The organism is Pseudomonas sp. LBUM1669 (assembly GCF_059695705.1).
In genome coordinates this window covers 4,851,994-4,875,893 of sequence record NZ_CP166784.1, presented here as the reverse complement: position 1 = coordinate 4,875,893, position 23,900 = coordinate 4,851,994, and the positions used below count along the sequence as shown (strand labels likewise).

The following is a 23,900-nucleotide window of genomic DNA, read 5'->3' as shown; positions in this document are numbered from 1 at the left end:
AAATCCTATGCAGCGCAAGCACCAGACTTGCATGCATAACAACAAGAAAGGTAATTCTAGATGAATGCGATTTCTCGCCTCGCTACTGTCATTTCTCTTGCCTCATTGCTTCCTATCTCTGCATTCCCTGTCAGTGCGCTTGCCGCCGATTCCAAAGGTTCGGTAGAAGTCGTTCACTGGTGGACGTCCGGTGGCGAAAAAGCCGCCGTCGATGTTCTTAAAGCCCAAGTCGAAAAAGACGGCTTCACCTGGAAAGACGGCGCCGTCGCCGGTGGTGGCGGTGCTACTGCCATGACCGTACTCAAAAGCCGCGCCGTGGCCGGTAACCCGCCGGGCGTCGCACAGATCAAAGGTCCGGACATCCAGGAATGGGCCAGCACCGGTTTGCTCGATACCGACGCGTTGAAAGACGTTTCCAAATCAGAGAAATGGGACAGCCTGCTCGACAAGAAAGTCTCCGATACCGTGAAGTACGAGGGTGACTACGTGGCCGTGCCGGTGAACATTCACCGCGTCAACTGGCTGTGGATCAACCCGGAAGTCTTCAAGAAAGCGGGCATCGAAAAAGCTCCGACCACACTTCAGGAATTCTACGCAGCGGGCGACAAGCTCAAGGCTGCGGGCTTCATTGCGCTTGCCCACGGTGGCCAGCCTTGGCAGGACAGCACCGTGTTCGAAGCGGTGGTGCTTTCGGTCATGGGCGTCGACGGTTACAAGAAAGCCCTGGTCGACCTGGACAACGCTGCACTGACCGGTCCTGAAATGGTCAAGTCATTGACCGAGCTGAAGAAAGTTGCGACCTACATGGACGTCGACGGCAAAGGCCAGGACTGGAACCTGGAAGCGGCCAAGGTCATCAACGGCAAGGCCGGCATGCAGATCATGGGTGACTGGGCCAAGAGCGAGTGGACAGCGGCCAAGAAAGTCGCCGGCAAGGACTACGAGTGCGTAGCGTTCCCGGGCACCGACAAGGCCTTCACCTACAACATCGACTCCCTTGCCGTGTTCAAACAGAAAGACAAGGGCACTGCTGCCGCTCAGCAGGACATTGCCAAGGTCGTGCTGGGTGAGAACTTCCAGAAAGTCTTCAGCATCAACAAGGGCTCGATCCCGGTTCGAATCGACATGCTGGGCGACATGGAGAAGTACGGTTTCGACGCCTGCGCCCAGACCGCTGCCAAGGACTTCCTGGCGGACGCCAAGTCTGGCGGCCTGCAACCGAGCATGGCGCACAACATGGCAACCACGCTGGCGGTACAAGGCGCGTTCTTTGATGTCGTGACCAACTTCATCAACGACCCGAAAGCCGATCCGGCCACGGCCGCCAAGCAACTGGGCACGGCCGTCAAAGCTGCCAAGTAATGCTTGGCCCTGTAGGAGCGAGCCTGCTCGCGATCGCGGTGTATCAGTTGATATATCCAGAGTTTGACACTCAGCTATCGCGAGCAGGCTCACTCCTACAAGGGAAGCATTTCTAACGTATTTTTTTTCTCTCGTACTGGATTTCCCCATGAGTTCTGTTGCTGTGTTCAGCAAGGCCTCGCCGTTCGATGCACTGCAGCGCTGGCTCCCGAAACTGGTGCTGGCGCCCAGCATGTTCATCGTCCTGGTGGGCTTCTATGGCTATATCCTGTGGACCTTCGTCCTGTCGTTCACCACGTCGACCTTCCTGCCGACTTACAAATGGGCGGGCCTGGCGCAATACCAGCGGCTGTTCGAAAACGACCGTTGGTGGGTAGCGAGCAAGAACCTGGCGGTTTTCGGTGGCATGTTCATCGGCATCACGCTGGTGATCGGTGTGCTGCTGGCGGTGTTTCTTGACCAGCGCATTCGTCGCGAAGGTTTCATTCGCACCATTTACCTGTACCCGATGGCGCTCTCGATGATCGTCACCGGTACCGCCTGGAAATGGCTGCTCAACCCGGGCATGGGCCTGGATAAATTGCTGCGTGACTGGGGCTGGGAAGGCTTTCGCCTGGACTGGCTGATCGACCCGGATCGCGTCGTGTATTGCCTGGTGATCGCTGCAGTCTGGCAAGCCTCGGGCTTCATTATGGCGATGTTCCTCGCCGGCCTGCGTGGCGTTGATCAATCGATCATCCGTGCTGCCCAGATCGATGGCGCGAGCATGCCGCGCATTTACCTCAAAGTGGTGTTGCCCAGCCTGCGCCCGGTGTTCTTCAGCGCGGTCATGATCCTGGCCCACATCGCGATCAAGAGTTTCGACCTGGTGGCGGCAATGACGGCCGGTGGCCCGGGTTACTCCTCCGACCTGCCTGCGATGTTCATGTATTCCTTCACCTTCAGTCGCGGCCAGATGGGCATGGGCTCGGCCAGTGCGATTCTGATGCTCGGTGCGATTCTCGCAATCATCGTGCCTTACCTGTACTCCGAGCTGAGGACCAAGCGTCATGACTAATTTCGCTGCCAAACCTTCCATCAGCCTGAGTCGCATCGCGATCTACGGCGTGCTGATCCTCGCTGTATTCCTTTACCTGATACCGCTGGTGGTCATGCTGTTGACCAGCTTCAAGACACCGGAAGACATCAACTCCGGCAACCTGCTGAGCTGGCCGACCGTGGTCAGCGGCATTGGCTGGGTCAAGGCCTGGGGCACGGTTGACGGGTACTTCTGGAACTCGATCAAGATCACCGTCCCGGCGGTGCTGATCTCCACCGCCATCGGTGCGCTGAATGGCTACGTGCTGTCGATGTGGCGCTTCCGTGGCTCGCAACTGTTCTTCGGTTTGCTGCTGTTCGGCTGCTTCCTGCCGTTCCAGACCGTCCTGCTGCCGGCCTCGTTCACCCTCGGCAAGATGGGCCTGGCCAGCACCACCACCGGCCTGGTGTTCGTGCACGTGGTCTACGGCCTGGCGTTCACCACGCTGTTCTTCCGTAACTACTACGTCAGCGTTCCCGATGCGCTGGTGAAGGCGGCGCGGCTCGATGGCGCGGGTTTCTTCACCATCTTCCGCTTGATCATCCTGCCGATGTCCACCCCGATCATCATGGTCTGCCTGATCTGGCAGTTCACCCAGATCTGGAACGACTTCCTGTTCGGCGTGGTGTTCTCCAGCGGTGATTCGCAACCCATCACAGTAGCGCTGAACAACTTGGTCAACACCAGTACCGGGGCCAAGGAATACAACGTTGATATGGCGGCGGCGATGATCGCCGGGCTGCCGACCCTGCTGGTCTATGTGGTCGCAGGCAAGTATTTCGTGCGCGGGCTGACGGCCGGCGCAGTCAAGGGGTAATCATGGCTACGCTCGAACTTCGCAATGTAAACAAGACTTACGGTCCCGGCCTGCCGGACACCCTCAAGAACATCGAACTGTCGATCAAGGACGGTGAGTTCCTGATCCTGGTCGGACCTTCGGGTTGCGGCAAGTCGACCCTGATGAATTGCATCGCCGGCCTGGAAACCATCACTGGCGGCGCAATCATGATCGATGACCAGGACGTCAGCGGCATGAGCCCGAAAGATCGCGACATCGCCATGGTGTTCCAGTCCTACGCGCTGTACCCGACCATGAGCGTGCGCGAGAACATCGCGTTCGGCTTGAAGATTCGCAAAATGCCCGCCGCCGACATCGAAGCGGAAGTGGCGCGGGTGTCCAAGCTGCTGCAGATCGAACACCTGCTCAACCGCAAGCCCGGTCAGCTCTCCGGTGGTCAGCAACAGCGTGTCGCCATGGGCCGTGCCCTGGCGCGTCGGCCGAAGATTTACCTGTTCGACGAGCCGCTGTCCAACCTCGACGCCAAGCTGCGCGTCGAGATGCGCACCGAAATGAAACTGATGCACCAGCGCCTGAAAACCACCACGGTCTACGTGACCCACGACCAGATCGAAGCAATGACCCTGGGCGACAAAGTGGCGGTGATGAAGGACGGGATCATCCAGCAGTTCGGCACGCCGAAAGATATCTACAACAACCCGGCCAACCTGTTCGTGGCGAGCTTCATCGGTTCGCCGCCGATGAACTTCATCCCCCTGCGTTTGCAGCGCAAGGAAGGTCGTCTGGTGGCGCTGCTCGACAGCGGCCAGGCGCGTTGCGAATTGCCGATGGGCATGCAGGACGCTGGTCTGGAAGACCGCGAAGTGATCCTCGGCCTGCGCCCGGAACAGATCGTTCTGGCGGGCAACGAGCCGAACGGTTTGCCGACCATTCGCGCCGAAGTCCAGGTCACCGAACCGACCGGTCCCGACACCCTGGTGTTCGTCAATCTCAACGACACCAAAGTCTGCTGCCGCCTGGCGCCGGACGTCGCGCCGAACGTGGGCGAGACCCTGACCTTGCAATTCGATCCATCGAAAGTGCTGTTGTTCGATGCCAAGACCGGTGAGCGCCTGGGGGTGGCCGGTCAACCAAAAGCCGAGAGCCACAGCGCGAACGTCGCCCAATTCAAAGGCCGCTGAAGATCAAAAACTGTAGGAGCCAGGCTTGCCGGCGAAGGCGATTTCAGGGACGCCTTCGCCGGCAAACCTGGCTCCTACAGGGGGGATATGCGGTGAGCGGCCTGTCGCGCATCGCACCTGATGTAACCGCGTTAAATAAAAACAGTTAATAACAATAAAACGAGGATGTAGGGATGAAGAAGAACAACAACGCTCAGCTTATCTGCCAGTTGTCCGCGGTTGCGGCCATGATGCTGGCCGGTAGTGTGCACGCGGCTGACGCGTTCAGCGCCGATTCCGAATGGATGACCGGTGATTGGGGTGGCGAGCGGACCAAGCTGATCGAGCAGGGTATCGACATCAAGATGGACTACGTCGGTGAAGTCGGCGGGAACCTTCACGGCGGATACAACAACGACAAGACAGCGCGTTACGCCGACCAGTTTGGCCTGGGCGTGGCGCTGGACCTGCAAAAGCTGTGGGGCTGGGATAACACCCAGGCCAAGATCCAGTTCACCAACCGTAACGGTGAGAACATCTCCAATGACCGTGTCGGCGATCCGCGTGCCGGCACCTTGAGTTCCTCCCAGGAAGTCTACGGCCGTGGCCACATGGTCCGTCTGACCCAACTGTGGATCAAGCACCAGTTCCTCGATGGCAAACTGGACGTCAAGGCCGGTTACTTCGGCGAAGGCGAAGACTTCAACACCTTCCCTTGCGAGTTCCAGAACCTGGCGTTCTGCGGTTCCCAGGTCGGTAACTGGGCGACCAACATCTGGTACAACTGGCCGGTCATGCAGGCTGCGGTTCGCGTGAAGTACAACATCTCGCCTGAGTTCTATGCGCAGATCGGCGCGTACAACCAGAACCCGTCGCAACTGGAGCACGGTAACGGCTTCAAGCTCAGCGGCAGTGGTACCAAGGGCACCGTGTTGCCAGTCGAACTGGTCTGGTTGCCGAACCCTGGCAACCTGCCGGGCGAATACCGTGTCGGTTACTACAAAAGCACAGCCAAGGCCGATGACGTTCGTGAAGACGACAACGGTAATGACGCCGCAACCAGCGGCAACGCCTATCGCAGCCACAGCAGCAAATCCGGCTACTGGTTCGTGGCGCAACAACAACTCACCACCCACAACGGTGACGCGTCTCGCGGTCTGAACATCGCAGCCAATGCCACGTTCCACGACAAGGACACCAACGTCGTCGACAACTACCAGTCGCTGATGCTGGTGTACAAGGGCCCGTTCGATGCACGTCCGAAGGATGACTTCGGTATTGGTGCCGCCCGTATCCATGTCAACGATGACGTGAAGAAAAACTCAGAGTTGGTCAACGCCTCCAACAACGTCACGGACTATCAGGACCCGCTGTTCGCGCCGCTGCGTAACACTGAGTACAACTACGAGATCAACTACGGCTTCCACGTTACCAACTGGCTGACCGTGCGTCCCAACCTGCAATACATCACTCACCCGGGCGGTGTGGATGAAGTCGACAACGCGCTGGTGGCCGGCCTGAAAATTCAGTCGGTGTTCTAACGCTGTTGCGATAAGCTCCTCTCTATGTGCGCATTTTTGCGGACAGCCCAGGCTGTCCGCTTTTTTTTGGGGCGGCGCACCCCGGGTGATTTTCAGGACAGTGGCACATGCATGAGCATCCGCTACAACGCTTCTTCAAATCCTTGCGCGAACGTCCGGTGTTTGCTTGGGAGCGCTATCAGAAGCGCGACGTGCTGGTGATCGACCATCCGCTGTGTCAGGCGGTGTTCAGCCGGCAGGGCGCGCAGTTGCTGCATTTCCAGCCAAAGGGCCAGAAACCCTGGCTCTGGTGCGCGGCGAAATGGCCGCAGGTCGGTGCGATTCGTGGCGGCGTGCCGGTGTGCTGGCCGTGGTACGGCCGTCATCCGAGCGAAAACGCCTGGCCTTCCCATGGCTGGGCACGGTTGATCGATTGGAAGCTGCTCGACAGCAGCCATGACGACGAGGGCGTGCGGCTGCATTGGCAACTTCAGCTCTGCGACTGGCAAGTGGACCTGCACGCCCACTTGGGCGAACGCATGGAATTACGCCTGAGCACCGAGCATCAGGACAGCCTGCCGTGCCAATTGAGCCAGGCGTTGCATGCGTATTGGCGTATTGGTGATGTGGGCGAGATAGCGCTGTCCGGGCTCGATGGCGCCCACGGTTACGACCAGTTGAACCGCCAGGTTTGCCAGCAGGAAGGCGAGTTGAGAGTCGAAGGCGGGTGTCAGCGGGTGTTCCAGCATGACGGTGAATTGCAGCTCAAGGACCATGCCTGGCAGCGCGAGTTGTGCATCGACACCGGTGACCATGCGGACACGGTGGTCTGGCATCCAGGGACGCGCCCACTATTGGGTGTCAGCTGGAACGAGATTTCCGGGTTTGTGTGCGTGGAAGCGGCGAGTGGCGGGACTGATAGCGTGAGTTTGGCGCCGGGGCAGAAGGCGCATTTGAGTTTGCAGGCGCGGGTTGGAGCATGATTTTTCGGTGTTGCGGCTGACGCCTTCGCGAGCAAGCCCGCTCCCACAGAGGAATGCATTTCATGTGCGGGAGCGGGCTTGTTCGCGAAGACGCAGTGCCAGTCAGCGAAAGTGTCGGGTTAATTGAACTCGTCGCCCACCGGATACCGACTCGCGTTCAGGCTCTCTTTGATCTTGCGCAAATGCGGCTGGAAATCCACGCCCCGGCGCAAGGTCATGCCGGTGGCTAGCACATCCAGCACGGTCAGCTGGATGATCCGCGACGTCATCGGCATATAGATGTCGGTGTCTTCCGGCAGCGGAATGTTCAGGCTCAAGGTGCTGGCCTTGGCCAATGGCGAACCCTCGGCCGTCAGCCCCAGCACCGAAGCCCCGTTCTCCCGGGCAATACGCGCCACTTCCACCAATTCGCGGGTGCGGCCGGTGTAGGAAATGATCACGAACAATTCGCCGGTATGCGCCACCGACGCAATCATGCGCTGCATCAGCACGTCGGCGTGGGCGGTGACCGCCAGGTTGAAGCGGAAGAATTTGTGCTGCGCATCCAGGGCTACCGGAGCCGAGGCGCCGAGGCCAAAGAAATGGATCTGCCGGGCCTGGATCAACAGGTCGACGGCGCGGCTGATAAGGTTCGGGTCCAGCGCCTGCAAGGCACTGTCCAGCGATGCGATGGCGCTGCCGAAAATCTTCTTGGTATACGCCTCCGGATTGTCATCAGCCTCGACCGCACGGCTGACATACGCCGCGCCGCTGGCCAGGCTCTGGGCCAGTTGAAGCTTGAGCTCCGGGTAGCCACTGACGCCAAACGAACGGCAGAAACGGTTGACCGTCGGCTCGCTGACTTTAGAGGCCTGGGCGAGGGCGGCGATGCTGAACCGGGTGGCCTGCTCTGGGTTGAGCAGGATCACTTCGGCGACTTTGCGTTCTGCCTTGTTCAGGTCTTCAAGGCGATTCTGGATTTGTTCCAGTAAATTTCGCACGCGGTCCATATGGTTTCCTAGGTTCGCCTACAAGAGTGCTCTGCGATGCAAGCAAGCGTGCTGCTATGCAAATTGGGACTTTGATACGGCCCCAAACGGTGGCCTATCCTACTGATGGCTCCGACCGACCACCACTCGGAATCTGTATTTTGCGAAAATGTTGTGGTTATTACTACATTTTCCCTTGAGTGATGCCTTGAAAAAAGGTATTTGTAGCTTAACTTGATAAAAGAACAAACATCATGCCTTCGATTACGGTTGAACCGTGCACCTTTGCCTTGTTCGGCGCCCTCGGCGACCTGGCCCTGCGCAAACTGTTTCCTGCCCTTTATCAACTCGATGGCGCAGGCCTGCTGCATGAGAATACGCGGATTATCGCGCTGGCCCGTGAGCCTGGCAGCGAGCAGGAACACTTGGCGTTCATCGCCTCCGAACTGCGCCGTTATGTAGGTGCCAAAGAGCTGGACGAAGCTGTGGTCGAACGCTTCCTGGCCCGTTTGAGCTACCTGCATGTCGACTTCCTCAAGGCCGACGATTACGTCGCCCTGGCCGAAATGGCCGGCAGCGCCCAGCGTGTGATTGCCTACTTCGCCACGCCGGCCGCCGTTTACGGCGCGATCTGCGAGAACCTGTCGAAGGTCGGTCTGACCGAAAACACCCGCGTCGTGCTGGAAAAACCCATCGGTTCGGACCTGGAATCCTCGCGCAAGGTCAACGATGCCGTGGCGCAGTTCTTCCCGGAGAACCGCACCTACCGCATCGACCACTACCTGGGCAAAGAGACCGTCCAGAACCTGATCGCCCTGCGTTTCGCCAACAGCCTGTTCGAAACCCAGTGGAACCAGAATTACATCTCCCACGTGGAAATCACCGTGGCCGAGAAGGTCGGGATCGAAGGCCGCTGGGGTTATTTCGACAAGGCCGGTCAGCTGCGGGACATGATCCAGAATCACCTGCTGCAACTGCTTTGCCTGATCGCCATGGACCCGCCGGCCGACCTGTCCGCCGACAGCATCCGTGACGAGAAAGTCAAAGTGCTCAAGGCCCTGGCGCCGATCAGCCCGGAAGGCCTGACCACGCAGGTGGTGCGCGGCCAGTACATCGCCGGGTACAGCGAAGGTAAATCGGTCCCCGGTTACCTGGAAGAGCCCAACTCCAATACCCAGAGCGACACCGAAACCTTCGTCGCCCTGCGTGCGGATATCCGCAACTGGCGCTGGGCCGGCGTGCCGTTCTACTTGCGTACCGGCAAGCGTATGCCGCAAAAGCTGTCGCAGATCGTCATCCACTTCAAGGAACCGTCGCACTATATTTTCGCCCCCGAGCAGCGCCTGCAAATCAGCAACAAGCTGATCATCCGCTTGCAGCCGGACGAAGGCATTTCCTTGCGTGTGATGACCAAAGAACAAGGCCTGGACAAGGGCATGCAGCTGCGCAGCGGTCCGTTGCAGCTGAATTTTTCCGACACCTATCGCAGCGCACGGATTCCCGATGCCTACGAGCGGTTGTTGCTGGAAGTGATGCGCGGCAATCAGAACCTGTTTGTCCGTAAAGATGAAATCGAAGCCGCGTGGAAGTGGTGTGACCAGTTGATCGCCGGGTGGAAAAAATCCGGTGATGCGCCCAAGCCGTATGCGGCTGGGTCCTGGGGACCGATGAGCTCCATTGCTCTGATCACGCGGGATGGGAGGTCGTGGTATGGCGATATCTGAATTGAAACTGCCTCAGGGCGTCAGCGCCCATGAGTTCAAGAGCCCGGTGCTGCTGGCCGATGGTCTGGCGCTGAATGTAGCCAAGCAACTGAGTGACGCCATCGACGCTCGCGGCACCGCGACGCTGGTGGTGTCCGGTGGCCGCAGCCCGGTGGCGTTCTTCCAGAACCTGGCCAAGCAGAAACTGGACTGGTCCAAGGTGGTCGTCACCCTGGCCGACGAGCGCTGGGTGCCGGTCGAGCATGCCGACAGCAATGCCGGTCTGCTCAAGCGTTATCTGTTGCAAGGCCCGGCGGCCAAGGCTCAGTTTCTGAGCCTGTACAGCGCCACCGCGAACCTTGAACTGGCCGCCGAGCAGGCCGACCGTTTGCTCGCCGAGTTGCCGCCGATCGACGTGCTGATCCTCGGCATGGGCGATGACGGTCACACCGCTTCGCTGTTCCCCAACAGCCCGAACCTGATCGATGCCTTGAAAGCCGACGGCACCCGTCGGTGCTATCCGATGCTGGCGCCGACCGTGCCGCATCAGCGCCTGACCATGAGCCGCGCGCTGCTGGCCTCGGCCAAGACCACCGTTTTATCGATTTCCGGTCAGTCCAAGCTGACCACTCTGAGTGCCGCATTGGCCGGTGACGATGTCGCCGCCATGCCGATTCGCGCGTTTCTGCAACCTACGTTAGAGATCTACTGGTGCCCATGAGCCAAGGAACAGCCGCTATGACAACCCCATCCCCGACCGTTTCCATGGCGGACAAAGTTGCCCTGATCGACAGCCTCTGCGCCAAGGCGCGGATCCTGCCGGTGATCACGATCGCTCGCGAGCAGGATATCCTGCCGCTTGCCGACGCCCTGGCTGCCGGTGGCCTGACTGCCCTGGAAGTGACGCTTCGTTCGCAGTTCGGCCTCAAGGCCATCCAGATTCTGCGTGAGCAGCGTCCGGAGTTGGTGACCGGTGCGGGTACTGTGCTGGATCGCACGATGCTTGCCGCTGCCGAAGCGGCGGGTTCGCAGTTCATCGTCACGCCGGGCATCACCCGTGACCTGCTCGAAGCCAGCGTCGACAGCCCGATCCCGCTGTTGCCAGGCATCAGCAACGCGTCCGGCATCATGGAAGGCTATGGCCTGGGTTATCGCCGCTTCAAGCTGTTCCCGGCGGAAGTCAGCGGTGGCGTCGCGGCCATCAAGGCCCTCGGCGGCCCGTTCGGTGAAGTGAAATTTTGCCCGACTGGCGGCGTCAGCCCGGCCAATATCAAGAGCTACATGGCGTTGAAAAACGTGATGTGCGTGGGCGGTAGCTGGATGCTTGATCCGGAGTGGATCAAGAACGGCGACTGGGCCCGCATTCAGGAATGCACCGCCGAGGCATTGGCGCTGCTGGACTGATCGGCTTTTACCAAACACTTCGTTGTGTGTTCTACGGCTTTACGGTGCGCTTGGTCGGTGCACCGTTTTTTTTTGCCTGATGAAATACCACTTGTAGGAGCGAGGCTTGCCCGCGAAGGCGTCAGTACAGTCAGCATTGAAGTGACTGGTCTGGCGCCTTCGCGGGCAAGCCTCGCACATAAGGGACATCAAGCGATACATAGTTACCGCCTCTCGCCGCCCATCCAGCGTTAACCTGCGTTCATCTTATGGAAGAGAGAACGTCATGGACGACAACAACTCCGTTGCACCCCCACCCCCGATTCACCTGCTGTCTCCCGAGCAAATTGCCGGCCCGTATTTCCGCAATCCGAAACTGATCCGGCGCAACATCAGCGAAAGCGCCGATGGCATTCCCCTGGTGCTGCGACTGGCGATTGTCGATGCCATGACGGGGGAGCCGGTGACCGGGGCCTTGGTCGATATCTGGCATTGCAATGCCCGTGGTGCGTATTCGGGCTGGAGCAAGGTCAACCCGGACCAGGAAGTCGATGTCGGTGACATCGGCTCGGTTCCGCGCACTGACGACGACACCTACCTGCGTGGCGGGCAATTCACCGACAAAAAGGGCGTGGTTCGGTTTACCACCATCTACCCGGGGTTCTATGCCGGCCGCACCTTGCACATCCATGTCGCCGTGCGCATCACGTCCGGCAACAATTTTCTCGAGGAGCGGCATGTTGCCTGGGTCGGTCAGCTCTACTTTCCCGAACCCGCCTCGCGTTCGGTGCTCAACGTCCGGGAGTACAGCGGCCGATCGGTCTCGCCGCTGAGCAACAATGAAGACACGTATTACCGGGATCAGGGCGGCGAGGCCTCGACATTGACAGTCCACACCCTCGGTCGAGACTCGAACGAGGATGGCTTTTTCGGGCATACGACCATCGGTATCGACACGTTCGCCGCTTCGACGCAAATCAAACCGGAGGACTTCGACAAATACACGGTATGACGTCAGCGCAACTCGCTCAGCGCACGGGCCAGCAGATCCATGTCGGCAGCGGTGGTTGTGAGCCCCGGTGTAATGCGAATGCATGGCCCGCTCGCCGCGCCGCTGCGGACCACGGTGAACAGGTTGTAGTCGCTGAGCAGCCGCTCGGCCATTGCCTGTTGATCGGTATGCCGGGTAAAGCGCATCGAGGTAATGCCGCAATACAGTCGCGGGTCATCGGGTGTCATGACCTCGATCTCCGGTAGCTCGCGAACTGCGTTGACCCAACGGTTGCGCAGGTAGTTGAGCCTTGTGCTCTTGGCAGCGGCGCCGCCCATAGCGAGATGCTCCTCGAACACCAGGGGCAGCGTCAGCAAGGCCGGGATGTTCGGCGTGCTGTAGGGCGTGCGGGCGCGAATATCGGTGACCGGGAAATGCATCTCGCCCATGTCCGGGTCGATGTCGGCCAAGCGCTCTGGGGCAATGTAGATAAAACCCAGCGTCAGGGGCGCGCCGATCCATTTGTGCAGATTGAAACCGGCGAAAGAAACACCCAGCTCATCCAGGTTGAACTCAATCTGGCCGAGGGCATGCGCGCCATCGAGAATCACGTCGATGCCGTGTTCTTTGGCGGCGGCAACAATGGCCTGCACGGGCATGACCAATCCAGTGCGATGGGTGACATGGGTCAGAGCCATCAATTTGAGCTTTGGATAACGCGCGAAGGCGTCACGATAAGTGGCCAGCAAGCTGTCGAAAGTTGCGGGATGCGCGTGGTCGATTTCGATCACTTCGACGCCGTGATGCCGCGCCAGCCAACGCATCGCGCCTTTGACCGTGTCGTACTCCAGATCGCAAATCAGCACCTGATCGCCCGGTTGAAGGCGATTGTAATTGCGGATCAGCGACTGCAGGCCGTCCGAAGCGTTGCGGCTGAGGGCCACGGTTTCGACTGGAACGTCGATCAGGCTGGCGAGCTGCGCCCGGATCTCAACACTATCGATCTGTTCGAAACGCTGGCGCACATACACCGAGTTGCTGCGGTTGATCAGCTCGATGTTGCGCTGGTACTCCTCGACCACGGTGCGCGACATACGCCCGAAGTACCCGTTTTCCAGGTTGATGGGCCCGGGTTCGACAGAGTAGCGGTCGGCAAAGGTCTTCCAGAAATGTTCATCACGGGCGCGACGGGTGTTCTCGGGCATGAGCTACTCGGCTTTTTTGATTGCAATGTCAGTGGCGCGGGGCAGGTTTGCCGTGTTTGGCGCGCAGCGGTTCGAGCAGGTCCGACAGACCGTTGTGGTCGATCTCCTGCATCAGGGCCAGCAATCCGCCCAGTTCGCCATGCGGGAAACCTTCCCGGGCGAACCAGTTCAGGTATTGGCCAGGCAAGTCGGCAATGATTCGACCTTTGTATTTGCCGAAGGGCATTTCACGGGTGATCAACAGTTCGAGCTTTTCAGGGTTCATCAATCGGTCGTCTTGATTCATCAGGCTGGAAAAATACAGGCATTCTGCATGCAGGCCAATTGACAGTTCATGCAAAAAAAGCGGATACAGATTTCTTTGTTTAAGATAAGTGATTGAAATATAACGGATAAATTATCAGTTCGAAGCTGGCATGCCGGGTGCAACAGCTATTGCATCTTTCATCAACCCGCAAGGAATTGAAAAATGACCGACATGAATAAAGAAGCGATCTCTGTACTCAACGACCTGATTGAAACCAGCAAAGACGGTCAGGAAGGGTTCAAGACTTGCGCTGAAGACATCAAACACCCTGAACTCAAAACCCTGTTCGTGCAACGCTCCGCCGACTGCGCCACCGCTGCGGCCGAACTTCAGAGCGCCGTGCGTTCGATGGGTGGTGATCCGGAAACGTCCACCAGTGTCAGCGGTGACCTGCACCGTCGTTGGGTCGACGTTAAAGCGATGTTCACCGGCAAGGATGAAGAAGCCGTGCTGAACGAAGCTGAACGCGGTGAAGACCATGCGCTGAAGGCTTACAAAGAAGCCATCGAAAAAATCAACAAGCACAACCTGGTGGGCATTCGTGACCTGGTTGAACGTCAGTACCACGGCGTGCAACGCAATCACGACCAGGTAAAAGCCCTGCGTAACCAGGCTCGCGCTCGCTCTTAAGCGCTCGTAGCCTGTCAAAAACGCCAGCCAGTCTGGCGTTTTTTTGTGTCTGGGATTTAACGCTGGACGGGAGATAGATAGCTCGCTAATAATTTGTTTTTCAAGTGACTTCAGTGAACCCGACTATCGTTAAAAACGTCCTTTCAAGAGTCTTCTACGTGCCTATCACTTTGCAGGCTTTGTTTGCGCCTGACCGTCGCGCTCTACAGTTCGCAATCAAAACCTTGATCGGTGGTGGCCTGGCCCTGTGGCTGGCATTGCGCTGGGGTCTTGAGCAACCCGCCTGGGCACTGATGACGGCGTTCATCGTCGCTCAGCCATTGTCTGGAATGGTGGTGCAGAAGGGGCTGGCGCGGCTGCTGGGCACATTGGTCGGAACGATCATGTCGGTGGTGTTCATGGGGTTGTTCGCCCAAACGCCTTGGCTGTTTTTATTGGCATTGGCGTTGTGGCTAGGCCTGTGTACGGCGAGTTCGACATTGCTGCGCAGTGCCTGGTCCTATTCATTTGTGCTGGCCGGTTACACGGTGGCGATCATCGCGTTACCGGCCATTACCCATCCGCTGACGGTGTTCGACCAAGCCGTGGCGCGCTGCACGGAAATCTGTCTGGGCATCCTGTGCGCCACGGCGGCCAGCGCGTTGCTGTGGCCGATGCGCGTCGAACGACAACTGGCGGATCAGGCGCGATCCGCCTGCAACAGCGGGATGATTGCTGCGCGAGCAACGCTGGCCGGCGATGCCCAGGCACGTAAAGGTTTGCTGGAAATCCTCGGGCGGATCGTCGCGGTCGATGCCCAGCGCGAACATGCCTGGTTTGAAGGTGGCCTGGGTCGGCAACGCGCACGAGCCATCAGCGGCTTGAGCCAGAAGCTCTTGATGCTGCTACGCATCGCCCGTTCGGTGCGCCGTCAGTGGAAGCAGCTAGAACCACAAGAAGCCGAGCAACTGTTGCCGTGGATGACCGAAGTTCAGGTTGCGCTCAGCGGCGACGATACGGCGACCCTGCAAGCGTTGCGGCCGAGGTTGCTCGATGCCTCCCATGACCCGCACATCAGCTGCGCGCAGAGTTACTGCCTGGCCCGTTTCACCTTGCTGCTCGATACCGCGATGGCGGCCACTGCGGCGATGAAAGCGGTGGAGGAGGGGCGCGAAACGGTCGATCCGCCACGCACCCTGGCGCCGCACCGCGACCTGTCATTGGCGCTGGTGTTCGGCGCGCGCAGTGCCTTGGCGTTTCTGGTGGTGTCGTGCTTCTGGCTGGCGACGGCCTGGCCCGCCGCGTCGGGCGCCTTGTTGCTGACGTGCGTGGTGTGCAGCCTGTTTGCCAGTCGCGAGAACGGCGCGCAGATCGGTATGAGTTTCATGCGGGGCATTTTCCTGGCGATTCCGACGGCGTTTTTCGTCGGGCAGATTCTGCTGCCGCAATGGAGCGGATTTGCCTTGCTCTGCATGGGTATGGGCGTGCCGTTGTTTTTCGGTGCGCTGGGCATGGCCAAGCCACAGATCGGCGCCACGGCCACTTCGTTCTGTCTGCATTTCATCGTGCTGGTGTCGCCGCTGAACGCGATGAAATTCGACGTCGCCACGTTCTTCAACAGCGCCCAGGCGATGGTGGTCGGTGTCGGCGCGGCGGTGCTGGCGTTTCATTTACTGATTCTGCGTAACCCGACGTGGCATGGCCGCCGCTTGCTGGCAGCGACGCTCGACGATCTGGTGCGGTTGACCCGACGTAACCTGCGGGGTGCCGAAAGCTGGTTTGGCGGACGCATGGCCGACCGCTTGCTGCAACTGGCGCGGCACTATCCCGAGTTGCCGGAGCCGGCGCGCAGTCGCTGGGATGACGGCTTGCTCGGCCTCGATATCGGCGATGAATTGTTGCATCTGCGGTTGAGCCTGGCGGTGGCGCAGGCGCCGGTCAGCGCACCTCAGCGGCGTTATCTCGAGCAGCTGGAGAAAGTCCTCGAGCAGGGCCCAGCGGGCAACCACGCCGATGCGCTGGAACAACCCAGCGAAGCCTTCTTGAAGACCTTGTACGCGTTGCCACCCAGCGACGCGGTGAAACTGGCTCAGGGCGCCGTGCTGCAATTGCAAAGCAGTTGGCGCGCCTGGTGCCGTCAACAGGAGCAAAGCCATGGGTTTGCGTGAGTGGTCGGTGGGCGGTGTGCTGCTCAGTCCGTTTCTGATTTATGTGCTGCTGGCACTGCTGGTCACCGCAGCCTTGCGCATGCTCTTGCGCCTGACACCGGTCGGCCGCTGGATCTGGCACGAAGCATTGTTTGATTGCGCCTTGTACGTTTGTGTATTGACCGTGATCACCGTCGTCCTCGGACCTTTATAAGGAGTTGAAAATGCGTACTCCAGTACGTGTCGCGGTAACCCTGTGCCTGGTGGCGGTGGCGATCTTTGCCGGCTTTCATTTGTGGCAGTACTACATGCTCACGCCCTGGACCCGGGATGCGCGGATCCGCGCCGACGTGGTGGTCATCGCCCCGGACGTCTCGGGGTGGGTGCGTGAGCTCAAGGCGTTCGATAACCAGCGGGTCAAGGCGGGCGATCTGTTGCTGAGCATCGATCGTGATCGTTTCGAAGCGGCGCTGGAGAAGGCCCAGGCGGTGGTGCAGACCCGCCAGCAACAGCTCAATCTGCGCGAACGCGAAGCCAGTCGCCGTGCCAGCCTCGGGCCGCAAGCCATCAGTGCCGAGCTGCGTGAGAACGCGCAAATCAACGCCGGCATCGCCCGTGGTGAATTGCGTGAAGCTCAGGCGGAAGCCAAGGTCGCGGAACTCAATCTGGCGCGCAGCCAGGTCCATGCGCCTCGCAACGGTCACATCACTAACCTGCGCCTGGCCCAAGGCAATTACGTGAATGCCGGGCAACCGGTGATGGCGTTGATCGATGATTCGACCTTCTATGTACAGGCGTATTTCGAGGAAACCAAGTTGTCGCGGATTCGGGTTGGCGATCCGGTGAAGGTCTGGTTGATGAGCGCGGGCGAAGCGCTGGACGGGCATGTGGAAAGCATCAGCCGCGGGATTACCGATCGCAATACCACCCCGGACGGGCAGTTGCTGGCGGAGGTAGAGCCGACGTTCAACTGGGTGAGGCTGGCGCAGCGGATTCCGGTGCGGATCAAGATTGATAAATTGCCGGAGGGAATGAATCTGAGTTCGGGGATGACGGCGAGTGTGCAGGTGCAGGAAGGGCAGTGATACCGAGGTGTCGCCCTTCGCGAGCAAGCCCGCTCCCACATTTGACCGCATTCCCATGTTGGACACGGTCAAATGTGGGAGCGGGCTTGCTCGCGAATGGTGCAGACAACACCTTAGCCGATGCTGATCGCCGGCAGCTTCGGCAGCGTTACCGTCTGCTGCTTGCGCGGTGCAAGAATCTCGGCCTCGCCATCCACCACCAATTCATCGCGCTGGTTAAACACTTGTGTGGCAATCCGAACACGAAATTTCGGCAGTTTCTCGAGGATTTCCAGGCGCACGGTCAGGGTGTCGCCAATCTTCACCGGCTTCTGAAAGCTCATCTGCTGACTGATATAAATAGTCCCCGGCCCAGGCAACTCGCAAGCCACGGCAGCGCTGATCAGCGCACCGCTGAACATGCCGTGAGCGATGCGCTCCTTGAACATGGTGCCGGCGGCGAATTCGGCGTCCAGGTGCACCGGGTTGTGATCACCCGACATCGCGGCGAACAACTGAATGTCGCGCTCTTCGACGGTCTTGCTGTAGCTGGCGGTCTGGCCTACTTCGAGGGCTTCGTAAGGGGTGTTGGTAACCTGGGTCATCTGTTTCAATTCCTGTGACAAATAAAAAATCCACAAAAAAACTATTCCGATCTGGGTGGCCGGCGGTGGCTCAGCGCCTGGGCGATCCAGTTCAACACGTCATTGATCACTTCATCGCGGTTGCTCTCGTTGAACAGTTCGTGCCTTGCCTGCGGGTAAATAGTCAGTTGCAGGTTCTGGCTCCCGGCCGCGCGCAGCGCATCGACCAGACTTTTCAGACGTTTGCCTTCGCTCACCGGATCACATTCACCGCCAATCACCAGCAACGGCAGGCCCGGATCAATCTGAGCGAGATTGGACGCTTTGCTGATTTGCTGCAACCCACCGAGCAAATCGATCCACAGCTGATTGGTGCAACGAAAGCCGCAGAGCGGGTCGTTGGCGTACAGATCGACTTCCGCCGGATCGCGGCTGAGCCAGTCGAAACGCGTGCGTACCGGTTTGAATTTTTTGTTGAACGAGCCAAACGACAGCCACTCGATCAGCGCGCTGCGGCCTTTGGGACCCTGGCGCGCTTTTTCGACACGGGCAATCTGACGTGCCGCGCGATAGAGCGCGATGGGCTGGAAGTTCGAACCGCTGAGCACCGCACCGTGCAGGCTGGCGCTGTGATGCAGCAGGTAGGCCTGGGCGATGTAGCTGCCCATGCTGTGGCCGAGTAGCACGATCGGCACGCCGGGATGTTGCTGGCCGATGTGCTGGTTGAGGCTGGCCAGGTCGCCGACCACTTTGCACCAGCCATCGTCATCGGCGAAATGGCCGAGTGTCCCGTTTTCGGCAGTTTTGCCATGTCCACGCAGGTCCGGCGCGTAGACGCCGTAACCCTGCGCGCAGAGTTTTTCCGCCAGGCGGGCGTAGCGACCACTGTGTTCGGCCATGCCATGGGCCAGCAGGATCACGGCTTTCAAAGGCGGATCGGGCAGCCACTGGTTGACGTAGAGGCGGCTGCGGTCACTCGCGGTCAGCCAGAAAGTGTCGTGGATCATGGCGATTCCTTTGCATGGGGCTGCCGGGTGGGAAAACAGCTTCGATGCATTGTATAGCGCATCCTGCGCTTGCCGTCTGATCAGGCCACGCCGCTGCAGCAAGATTCACACGGTCAATGACGCCCATTGGCATATTTGCCTGATTCGCCATAACTGCTAGTGTCCGTGAAGCCCCGCTTTTCAGAAGTGACAGAAAAGCGGCCCCGGATAGGCTCAGGTAAAGAGGACAAGAACAATGCAACCTGATTTCTGGAATGACAAACGCCCGGCCGGCGTGCCCCTGGATATTGACCTTGGGGCCTATAAGTCGGTGCTTGAGGTGTTCGAGCGTTCCTGCAAGAAATTCGCTGATCGCCCCGCCTTCAGCAACATGGGCGTGACCCTGACCTACGCCGAACTGGAACGCTACAGCCTGGCGTTCGCCGGTTATTTGCAAGCTCACACCGATCTGGTGCCGGGGGATCGCATTGCGGTGCAGATGCCCAACGTCCTGCATTACCCGATTGCCGTGTTCGGTGCCTTGCGCGCCGGGCTGATTGTGGTCAACACCAACCCGCTGTACACCGCGCGGGAGATGCGTCATCAGTTCAAGGACTCCGGTGCCCGGGCGCTGGTGTACCTGAACATGTTCGGGGCCAAGGTCCAGGAAGTGCTGCCCGACACCGATATCCAGTACCTGATCGAAGCGAAAATGGGCGACATGATGCCCGGCGCCAAGGGCTGGCTGGTCAATACTATGGTCAGCAAGGTCAAGAAGATGGTCCCGGCGTATGCCTTGCCGCAGGCGATTTCCTTCAAGAGCGCGCTGCGTCTGGGCCGGGGACTGGGTATCAAGCCGCTGAACGTCAGCCTCGACGACATCGCGGTGTTGCAATACACCGGCGGCACCACCGGCCTGGCCAAGGGCGCGATGCTGACCCACGGCAACCTGGTGGCGAACATGCAACAGGCGCGGGCCTGCCTCGGGCAGTTCGGCAGTGACGGTCAGCCGTTGCTGCGCGAAGGTCAGGAAGTGATGATCGCGCCTCTACCGCTGTACCACATCTATGCCTTCACAGCGAACTGTATGTGCATGATGGTGACCGGCAACCACAACGTGCTGATCACCAATCCGCGCGACATCGGCGGCTTCATCAAGGAGCTGAAGAAATGGCGGTTCTCGGCGCTGTTGGGGCTCAATACGCTGTTCGTTGCGCTAATGGACCACCCGGACTTCAAGACCCTGGATTTCTCCAGCCTCAAACTCACCAACTCCGGCGGCACTGCGCTGGTCAAGGCCACCGCCGAGCGCTGGGAGCAGCTCACCGGTTGCCGCATCACCGAGGGCTATGGCCTGACCGAAACCTCACCGGTGGCCTGCACTAACCCCTACGGCGACAAATCGCGGATCGGCACGGTCGGCCTGCCGGTGCCGGGTACCACGCTGAAAGTGATCAACGATGAAGGCGTCGAGCAGCCGCTGGGCGAGCGTGGCGAACTGTGCATCAAGGGCCCGCAGATCATGAAGGGTTACTGGCAGAAACCGGAAGCCACCGCCGAGGTGCTGGATGCCGAAGGCTGGTTCAAGTCCGGTGATATCGCGGTGATCGACCCGGACGGTTTTGTGCGCATCGTCGATCGCAAGAAAGACATGATCATCGTCTCGGGTTTCAACGTGTACCCGAACGAGATCGAAGACATCGTGATGGCTCACCCGAAAGTCGCCAACTGCGCGGTGATCGGTGTGCCGGACGAGCGTTCGGGGGAGGCGGTGAAGCTGTTTGTGGTGGCCCGTGAATCGGGGGTCAGCCTTGAAGAACTGAAGGCGTACTGCAAGGAAAACTTCACGGCGTACAAAGTGCCCAAGCACATTGTGTTGCGTGAGTCGTTGCCGATGACGCCGGTGGGCAAGATCCTGCGGCGGGAGTTGCGGGATATCGCGTAGTCGGTGAATGGCCGCGCTTCGCGCGGATCGCGGGCAAGCCACGCTCCTACAGGTTTTGTGCCGTTCACCGATACTGTGAACACCATCGAACCCGTAGGAGCGAGGCTTGCCCGCGAAGCTTTTAAAGATCTGAAGCCCCCGGTTTCAGGGGCTTTCGGGGCTTTTATAGAATTTTTGCTCTAAAATGACTGCTAGCAATTCATGAGTCACAATTGTGACCATAGAGGCCGCTTTTGGCTCTGGTCGACCCTTGGCAAAGCTGCTACTCTCGGCGCGCTTTGTGACGTCTCGGGCTTATAAAAGCGCAAGATTCACCGACAAACACACACCAATAATAATCGCATCAAATGCGGTGCAGAATTCGCGTTGCTGAGGAGTGGGCTTCCATGAACGAAGACTTTTGGAAGGATAAGTACCCTGCCGGGATTGCTGCCGAGATCAATCCAGACGAGTATCCGAATATTCAGGCAGTGTTGAAACGTTCCTGCCAGCGCTTCGCCGACAAACCGGCATTCAGCAACTTGGGCAAGACAATCACCTATGGTGAACTGTACGAATTGTCCGGTGCCTTTGCCGCTTACCTGCAACAGCATACCGACTTGCAGCCGGGCGATCGAATCGCCGTGCAACTGCCCAACGTGTTGCAGTACCCGGTCGCCGTATTCGGTGCCATTCGCGCCGGGCTGATCGTGGTCAACACCAACCCGCTGTACACCGCGCGGGAAATGGAACATCAATTCAACGATTCCGGTGCCAAAGCGCTGGTCTGCCTGGCCAACATGGCGCATCTGGCGGAAATCGTCGTGCCGAAAACCGGCGTCAAGCACGTGATCGTCACCGAAGTGGCCGACCTGCTGCCACCGCTCAAGCGCCTGCTGGTCAACAGCGTCATCAAGTACGTGAAGAAGATGGTCCCGGCGTATCACTTGCCCAAGGCGATCAAGTTCAACGACGTGCTGAGCAAGGGCCACGGCCAGCCAGTGGCGGAAGCCAACCCGGTCAGCAGCGACGTTGCCGTCCTGCAATACACTGGCGGCACCACCGGCGTGGCCAAGGGCGCGATGCTGACCCATCGCAACCTTGTCGCGAACATGCTGCAGTGCAAGGCGCTGATGGGTTCCAACCTCAACGAAGGCTGCGAGATCCTGATCACACCGCTGCCGCTGTACCACATCTATGCGTTCACCTTTCATTGCATGGCGATGATGCTGATCGGCAACCACAACATCCTGATCAGCAACCCGCGCGATTTGACGGCGATGGTCAAGGAACTGTCGAAGTGGAAGTTCAGCGGGTTCGTCGGCCTCAACACCCTGTTCGTGGCGCTGTGCAACAACGAAGCGTTCCGAAAGCTGGACTTCTCGGCGCTGAAAGTCACCCTGTCCGGCGGCATGGCCCTGCAACTGGCTGCCGCCGAGCGCTGGAAAGCGGTCACCGGTTGCGCCATCTGTGAAGGTTACGGCATGACCGAAACCAGCCCGGTAGCCACCGTGAACCCGATTCAGCACATTCAGATCGGCACCATCGGTATTCCGGTTCCGTCCACCGTGTGCAAAATCATCGACGATGCAGGCGTTGAACAGCCGCTGGGCGAAATCGGCGAACTGTGTGTGAAAGGTCCGCAAGTGATGAAGGGCTACTGGCAGCGTCAGGACGCCACCGATGAAATGCTCGACAGCGAAGGCTGGTTGAAAACCGGTGACATCGCGCTGATCCAGCCGGACGGCTACATGCGCATTGTCGATCGCAAGAAAGACATGATCCTGGTGTCCGGTTTCAACGTGTACCCGAACGAACTGGAAGATGTGCTGGCGACCCTGCCGGGCGTGCTGCAATGCGCGGCCATCGGCGTGCCGGACGAGAAGTCGGGCGAAGCCATCAAGATCTTCATCGTGGCCAAGCCGGGCGTGACGTTGACCAAGGAACAGGTGATGGAGCACATGCGTGCGAACGTGACCGGCTACAAAGTCCCGCGCTCCGTGGAATTCCGCGATGCGCTGCCGACCACCAACGTCGGCAAGATCCTGCGCCGCGAATTGCGCGACGAAGAGCTGAAGAAGCTCAACGCCAAGAAAGTCGGCGCGTAACAAACAAGAAGCCCCGCAGATGCGGGGCTTTTTTTATAGCGCTATCAGGACCGCTTTTGTGGCGAGGGAGCTTGCTCCCGCTCGACTGCGAAGCAGTCGCAAACCCGGCGTATGCGGTGCATCTGACGAAACGGGGTTGCAGGTTTCAGGGTTGCTTCGCAGCCCAGCGGGAGCAAGCTCCCTCGCCACAGGGGATGTGTTATTTACAGGCGAAACGGCGCGAAATTGACGTTGGTGCCCGCCGGGCGCATGTCCTGCAGGTATGAGTCCTTGTCCGCACTCAGTTCCAGGCTCAAGGCGGCTTTGCGCTTGCCTTCGTTGCGCACCACCAGGCCTTCAAGCTTCTCGCGCAGGAACACCGTCGGCACTTTCAGGTGCAGCAGTTCGTCGGTTTCCGGCGTGTGCATCAGCAGGTGAACCCATTCGTACTGACCAATGGCCAGGCGCGCCACCGGGATATCGAACCACCAGATGTTGCGGTTGCGGTTCAGTTCGGTGAAATGGCAGTTGTTGACGCCAAGCACAGCACCGCCGAGTTCCTGGTTTCTGCGGGCAATGGCCTGCTTTTTATCGAGTTTCATAACATTCCTACGGGATTGGATCTTCAGCGCCATGGCCTGAATACGTTGCGCATTCTCGGGGGTTGGTCGGCAAACATAAAGCCCAACCTGCACTGAACGATGAAATGTGTGGCTGAAAATAAATGAAACTCCGCGCAAACGCCTCCGGTCAACCTTGTGTAACGACTTTTCTCGTTCAATTGTTCACAGGAGAAACACCATGAGCAGCACTGGCGATAAAGTAAAAGGCATGGCCAACGAAGCCGTCGGCAACGTCAAGCAAGGTGTCGGCAAGGCAACTGACAACACCAAGCTGCAAACTGAAGGTAAGGTCCAGGAAAGGAAAGGCGAGGCCCAGCAAGCGGTCGGTAAAGCCAAGGACGCAATCAAGAAAGGCGTCGACAAGGCGTGATTCGGCCTTTGCTGAGCAACAGGAACGGCCATCCACGGATGGCCGTT

The 23,900-nt window shown here is 59.2% G+C and carries 23 protein-coding genes; 17 read left to right on the top strand and 6 right to left on the bottom strand.

Annotated features, from left to right (window positions below; genetic code table 11):
- Nucleotides 1-60: 60 nt before the first annotated feature.
- The 6 genes from ACA051_RS22640 to ACA051_RS22615 all read left to right on the top strand — a co-directional run bounded on the left by ACA051_RS22640 (nt 61) and on the right by ACA051_RS22615 (nt 6,902).
- A complete protein-coding gene (locus ACA051_RS22640) occupies nt 61-1,362 on the top strand; it encodes an ABC transporter substrate-binding protein (protein WP_497371998.1) in 1,302 nt (433 codons plus the stop codon).
- Nucleotides 1,363-1,510: 148 nt separating this feature from the next.
- Nucleotides 1,511-2,419: a carbohydrate ABC transporter permease gene (locus ACA051_RS22635; protein WP_427635767.1), complete on the top strand. Its 909-nt coding sequence runs from the start codon at nt 1,511-1,513 to the stop codon at nt 2,417-2,419.
- Nucleotides 2,412-3,257 carry a carbohydrate ABC transporter permease gene (locus ACA051_RS22630; protein WP_077748691.1) on the top strand — a complete coding sequence of 282 codons (846 nt, stop codon included), beginning with the start codon at nt 2,412-2,414 and terminating at the stop codon, nt 3,255-3,257. The genes ACA051_RS22635 and ACA051_RS22630 overlap by 8 nt, the downstream gene beginning before the upstream one ends.
- 2 nt (nt 3,258-3,259) lie before the next feature.
- Nucleotides 3,260-4,420: an ABC transporter ATP-binding protein gene (locus tag ACA051_RS22625; protein ID WP_497304845.1), complete on the top strand. Its 1,161-nt coding sequence runs from the start codon at nt 3,260-3,262 to the stop codon at nt 4,418-4,420.
- Between the two features lie 173 nt (nt 4,421-4,593).
- Entirely contained in the window at nt 4,594-5,940 is a 1,347-nt protein-coding gene (locus ACA051_RS22620; protein ID WP_497371996.1) for a carbohydrate porin, read from the top strand.
- 107 nt (nt 5,941-6,047) lie between these two features.
- Nucleotides 6,048-6,902, top strand: coding sequence for a D-hexose-6-phosphate mutarotase (locus tag ACA051_RS22615; protein ID WP_497304841.1), 855 nt, complete (start codon nt 6,048-6,050; stop codon nt 6,900-6,902).
- Nucleotides 6,903-7,021: 119 nt separating this feature from the next.
- On the opposite strand, the gene ACA051_RS22610 is transcribed toward ACA051_RS22615, so the two are convergent.
- A complete protein-coding gene (locus tag ACA051_RS22610) occupies nt 7,022-7,882 on the bottom strand; it encodes a MurR/RpiR family transcriptional regulator (RefSeq protein WP_172825977.1) in 861 nt (286 codons plus the stop codon).
- Between the two features lie 242 nt (nt 7,883-8,124).
- Here ACA051_RS22610 and zwf point away from each other — a divergent pair, with 242 nt between their 5' ends.
- From zwf to ACA051_RS22590, 4 genes are all read left to right on the top strand, one after another.
- On the top strand, nt 8,125-9,594 hold the full coding sequence (gene zwf / locus ACA051_RS22605) for a glucose-6-phosphate dehydrogenase (protein WP_497371994.1): 1,470 nt from the start codon (nt 8,125-8,127) through the stop codon (nt 9,592-9,594).
- The gene (gene pgl, locus ACA051_RS22600) at nt 9,581-10,294 is read left to right on the top strand and encodes a 6-phosphogluconolactonase (protein ID WP_497304838.1); all 714 of its coding nucleotides are present in this window, start codon (nt 9,581-9,583) and stop codon (nt 10,292-10,294) included. The genes zwf and pgl overlap by 14 nt, the downstream gene beginning before the upstream one ends.
- A gap of 17 nt (nt 10,295-10,311) precedes the next feature.
- Nucleotides 10,312-10,977 (top strand): bifunctional 4-hydroxy-2-oxoglutarate aldolase/2-dehydro-3-deoxy-phosphogluconate aldolase, encoded by a 666-nt coding sequence (locus ACA051_RS22595; protein WP_497304836.1) that lies wholly within the window; start codon nt 10,312-10,314, stop codon nt 10,975-10,977.
- A 265-nt stretch (nt 10,978-11,242) separates the two neighbouring features.
- Nucleotides 11,243-11,968, top strand: a complete 726-nt coding sequence (locus ACA051_RS22590; protein WP_497304834.1) for an intradiol ring-cleavage dioxygenase — start codon at nt 11,243-11,245, stop codon at nt 11,966-11,968.
- A gap of 2 nt (nt 11,969-11,970) precedes the next feature.
- On the opposite strand, the gene ACA051_RS22585 is transcribed toward ACA051_RS22590, so the two are convergent.
- Both ACA051_RS22585 and ACA051_RS22580 read right to left on the bottom strand, forming a co-directional pair.
- Complete coding sequence (locus tag ACA051_RS22585; protein ID WP_497371992.1) at nt 11,971-13,152, bottom strand: aminotransferase class V-fold PLP-dependent enzyme; 1,182 nt, start codon at nt 13,150-13,152, stop codon at nt 11,971-11,973.
- Between the two features lie 28 nt (nt 13,153-13,180).
- The gene (locus ACA051_RS22580; protein ID WP_010457368.1) at nt 13,181-13,417 is read right to left on the bottom strand and encodes a DUF3820 family protein; all 237 of its coding nucleotides are present in this window, start codon (nt 13,415-13,417) and stop codon (nt 13,181-13,183) included.
- A 204-nt stretch (nt 13,418-13,621) separates the two neighbouring features.
- Here ACA051_RS22580 and ACA051_RS22575 point away from each other — a divergent pair, with 204 nt between their 5' ends.
- From ACA051_RS22575 to ACA051_RS22560, 4 genes are all read left to right on the top strand, one after another.
- A complete protein-coding gene (locus tag ACA051_RS22575) occupies nt 13,622-14,089 on the top strand; it encodes a ferritin-like domain-containing protein (protein WP_497295586.1) in 468 nt (155 codons plus the stop codon).
- A gap of 158 nt (nt 14,090-14,247) precedes the next feature.
- Complete coding sequence (locus ACA051_RS22570; protein WP_497371990.1) at nt 14,248-16,236, top strand: FUSC family protein; 1,989 nt, start codon at nt 14,248-14,250, stop codon at nt 16,234-16,236.
- Complete coding sequence (locus ACA051_RS22565; RefSeq protein ID WP_497295583.1) at nt 16,223-16,429, top strand: DUF1656 domain-containing protein; 207 nt, start codon at nt 16,223-16,225, stop codon at nt 16,427-16,429. Before ACA051_RS22570 ends, ACA051_RS22565 begins: the two co-directional genes overlap by 14 nt.
- 10 nt (nt 16,430-16,439) lie before the next feature.
- The gene (locus ACA051_RS22560; protein ID WP_497371988.1) at nt 16,440-17,300 is read left to right on the top strand and encodes an efflux RND transporter periplasmic adaptor subunit; all 861 of its coding nucleotides are present in this window, start codon (nt 16,440-16,442) and stop codon (nt 17,298-17,300) included.
- Between the two features lie 113 nt (nt 17,301-17,413).
- Here ACA051_RS22560 and ACA051_RS22555 read toward each other — a convergent pair whose 3' ends face one another.
- Both ACA051_RS22555 and ACA051_RS22550 read right to left on the bottom strand, forming a co-directional pair.
- Complete coding sequence (locus tag ACA051_RS22555; RefSeq protein WP_497304825.1) at nt 17,414-17,884, bottom strand: MaoC family dehydratase; 471 nt, start codon at nt 17,882-17,884, stop codon at nt 17,414-17,416.
- Nucleotides 17,885-17,925: 41 nt separating this feature from the next.
- Nucleotides 17,926-18,870: an alpha/beta hydrolase gene (locus tag ACA051_RS22550; protein WP_497304823.1), complete on the bottom strand. Its 945-nt coding sequence runs from the start codon at nt 18,868-18,870 to the stop codon at nt 17,926-17,928.
- Between the two features lie 235 nt (nt 18,871-19,105).
- Between ACA051_RS22550 and fadD2 the strand changes: the two genes are divergently transcribed.
- Nucleotides 19,106-20,794 carry a long-chain-fatty-acid--CoA ligase FadD2 gene (gene fadD2, locus ACA051_RS22545; protein WP_497371986.1) on the top strand — a complete coding sequence of 563 codons (1,689 nt, stop codon included), beginning with the start codon at nt 19,106-19,108 and terminating at the stop codon, nt 20,792-20,794.
- A 386-nt stretch (nt 20,795-21,180) separates the two neighbouring features.
- On the top strand, nt 21,181-22,881 hold the full coding sequence (gene fadD1 / locus ACA051_RS22540; RefSeq protein ID WP_497371984.1) for a long-chain-fatty-acid--CoA ligase FadD1: 1,701 nt from the start codon (nt 21,181-21,183) through the stop codon (nt 22,879-22,881).
- Nucleotides 22,882-23,084: 203 nt separating this feature from the next.
- On the opposite strand, the gene ACA051_RS22535 is transcribed toward fadD1, so the two are convergent.
- On the bottom strand, nt 23,085-23,462 hold the full coding sequence (locus tag ACA051_RS22535; protein WP_010457352.1) for a hypothetical protein: 378 nt from the start codon (nt 23,460-23,462) through the stop codon (nt 23,085-23,087).
- 199 nt (nt 23,463-23,661) lie between these two features.
- Between ACA051_RS22535 and ACA051_RS22530 the strand changes: the two genes are divergently transcribed.
- Nucleotides 23,662-23,853 carry a CsbD family protein gene (locus ACA051_RS22530; protein ID WP_403108416.1) on the top strand — a complete coding sequence of 64 codons (192 nt, stop codon included), beginning with the start codon at nt 23,662-23,664 and terminating at the stop codon, nt 23,851-23,853.
- The last annotated feature ends 47 nt before the right edge of the window (nt 23,854-23,900 follow it).

Bases quoted from the DNA above. Each gene is read 5' to 3' on its own strand.
- ACA051_RS22640 (WP_497371998.1), top strand. From the start codon at position 61: ATGAATGCGATTTCTCGCCTCGCTACTGTCATTTCTCTTGCCTCATTG.
- ACA051_RS22635 (WP_427635767.1), top strand. From the start codon at position 1,511: ATGAGTTCTGTTGCTGTGTTCAGCAAGGCCTCGCCGTTCGATGCACTG.
- ACA051_RS22630 (WP_077748691.1), top strand. From the start codon at position 2,412: ATGACTAATTTCGCTGCCAAACCTTCCATCAGCCTGAGTCGCATCGCG.
- ACA051_RS22625 (WP_497304845.1), top strand. From the start codon at position 3,260: ATGGCTACGCTCGAACTTCGCAATGTAAACAAGACTTACGGTCCCGGC.
- ACA051_RS22620 (WP_497371996.1), top strand. From the start codon at position 4,594: ATGAAGAAGAACAACAACGCTCAGCTTATCTGCCAGTTGTCCGCGGTT.
- ACA051_RS22615 (WP_497304841.1), top strand. From the start codon at position 6,048: ATGCATGAGCATCCGCTACAACGCTTCTTCAAATCCTTGCGCGAACGT.
- zwf (WP_497371994.1), top strand. From the start codon at position 8,125: ATGCCTTCGATTACGGTTGAACCGTGCACCTTTGCCTTGTTCGGCGCC.
- pgl (WP_497304838.1), top strand. From the start codon at position 9,581: ATGGCGATATCTGAATTGAAACTGCCTCAGGGCGTCAGCGCCCATGAG.
- ACA051_RS22595 (WP_497304836.1), top strand. From the start codon at position 10,312: ATGACAACCCCATCCCCGACCGTTTCCATGGCGGACAAAGTTGCCCTG.
- ACA051_RS22590 (WP_497304834.1), top strand. From the start codon at position 11,243: ATGGACGACAACAACTCCGTTGCACCCCCACCCCCGATTCACCTGCTG.
- ACA051_RS22585 (WP_497371992.1), bottom strand. From the start codon at position 13,152: ATGCCCGAGAACACCCGTCGCGCCCGTGATGAACATTTCTGGAAGACC.
- ACA051_RS22580 (WP_010457368.1), bottom strand. From the start codon at position 13,417: ATGAACCCTGAAAAGCTCGAACTGTTGATCACCCGTGAAATGCCCTTC.
- ACA051_RS22575 (WP_497295586.1), top strand. From the start codon at position 13,622: ATGACCGACATGAATAAAGAAGCGATCTCTGTACTCAACGACCTGATT.
- ACA051_RS22565 (WP_497295583.1), top strand. From the start codon at position 16,223: ATGGGTTTGCGTGAGTGGTCGGTGGGCGGTGTGCTGCTCAGTCCGTTT.
- ACA051_RS22560 (WP_497371988.1), top strand. From the start codon at position 16,440: ATGCGTACTCCAGTACGTGTCGCGGTAACCCTGTGCCTGGTGGCGGTG.
- ACA051_RS22555 (WP_497304825.1), bottom strand. From the start codon at position 17,884: ATGACCCAGGTTACCAACACCCCTTACGAAGCCCTCGAAGTAGGCCAG.
- ACA051_RS22550 (WP_497304823.1), bottom strand. From the start codon at position 18,870: ATGATCCACGACACTTTCTGGCTGACCGCGAGTGACCGCAGCCGCCTC.
- fadD2 (WP_497371986.1), top strand. From the start codon at position 19,106: ATGCAACCTGATTTCTGGAATGACAAACGCCCGGCCGGCGTGCCCCTG.
- fadD1 (WP_497371984.1), top strand. From the start codon at position 21,181: ATGAACGAAGACTTTTGGAAGGATAAGTACCCTGCCGGGATTGCTGCC.
- ACA051_RS22535 (WP_010457352.1), bottom strand. From the start codon at position 23,462: ATGAAACTCGATAAAAAGCAGGCCATTGCCCGCAGAAACCAGGAACTC.
- ACA051_RS22530 (WP_403108416.1), top strand. From the start codon at position 23,662: ATGAGCAGCACTGGCGATAAAGTAAAAGGCATGGCCAACGAAGCCGTC.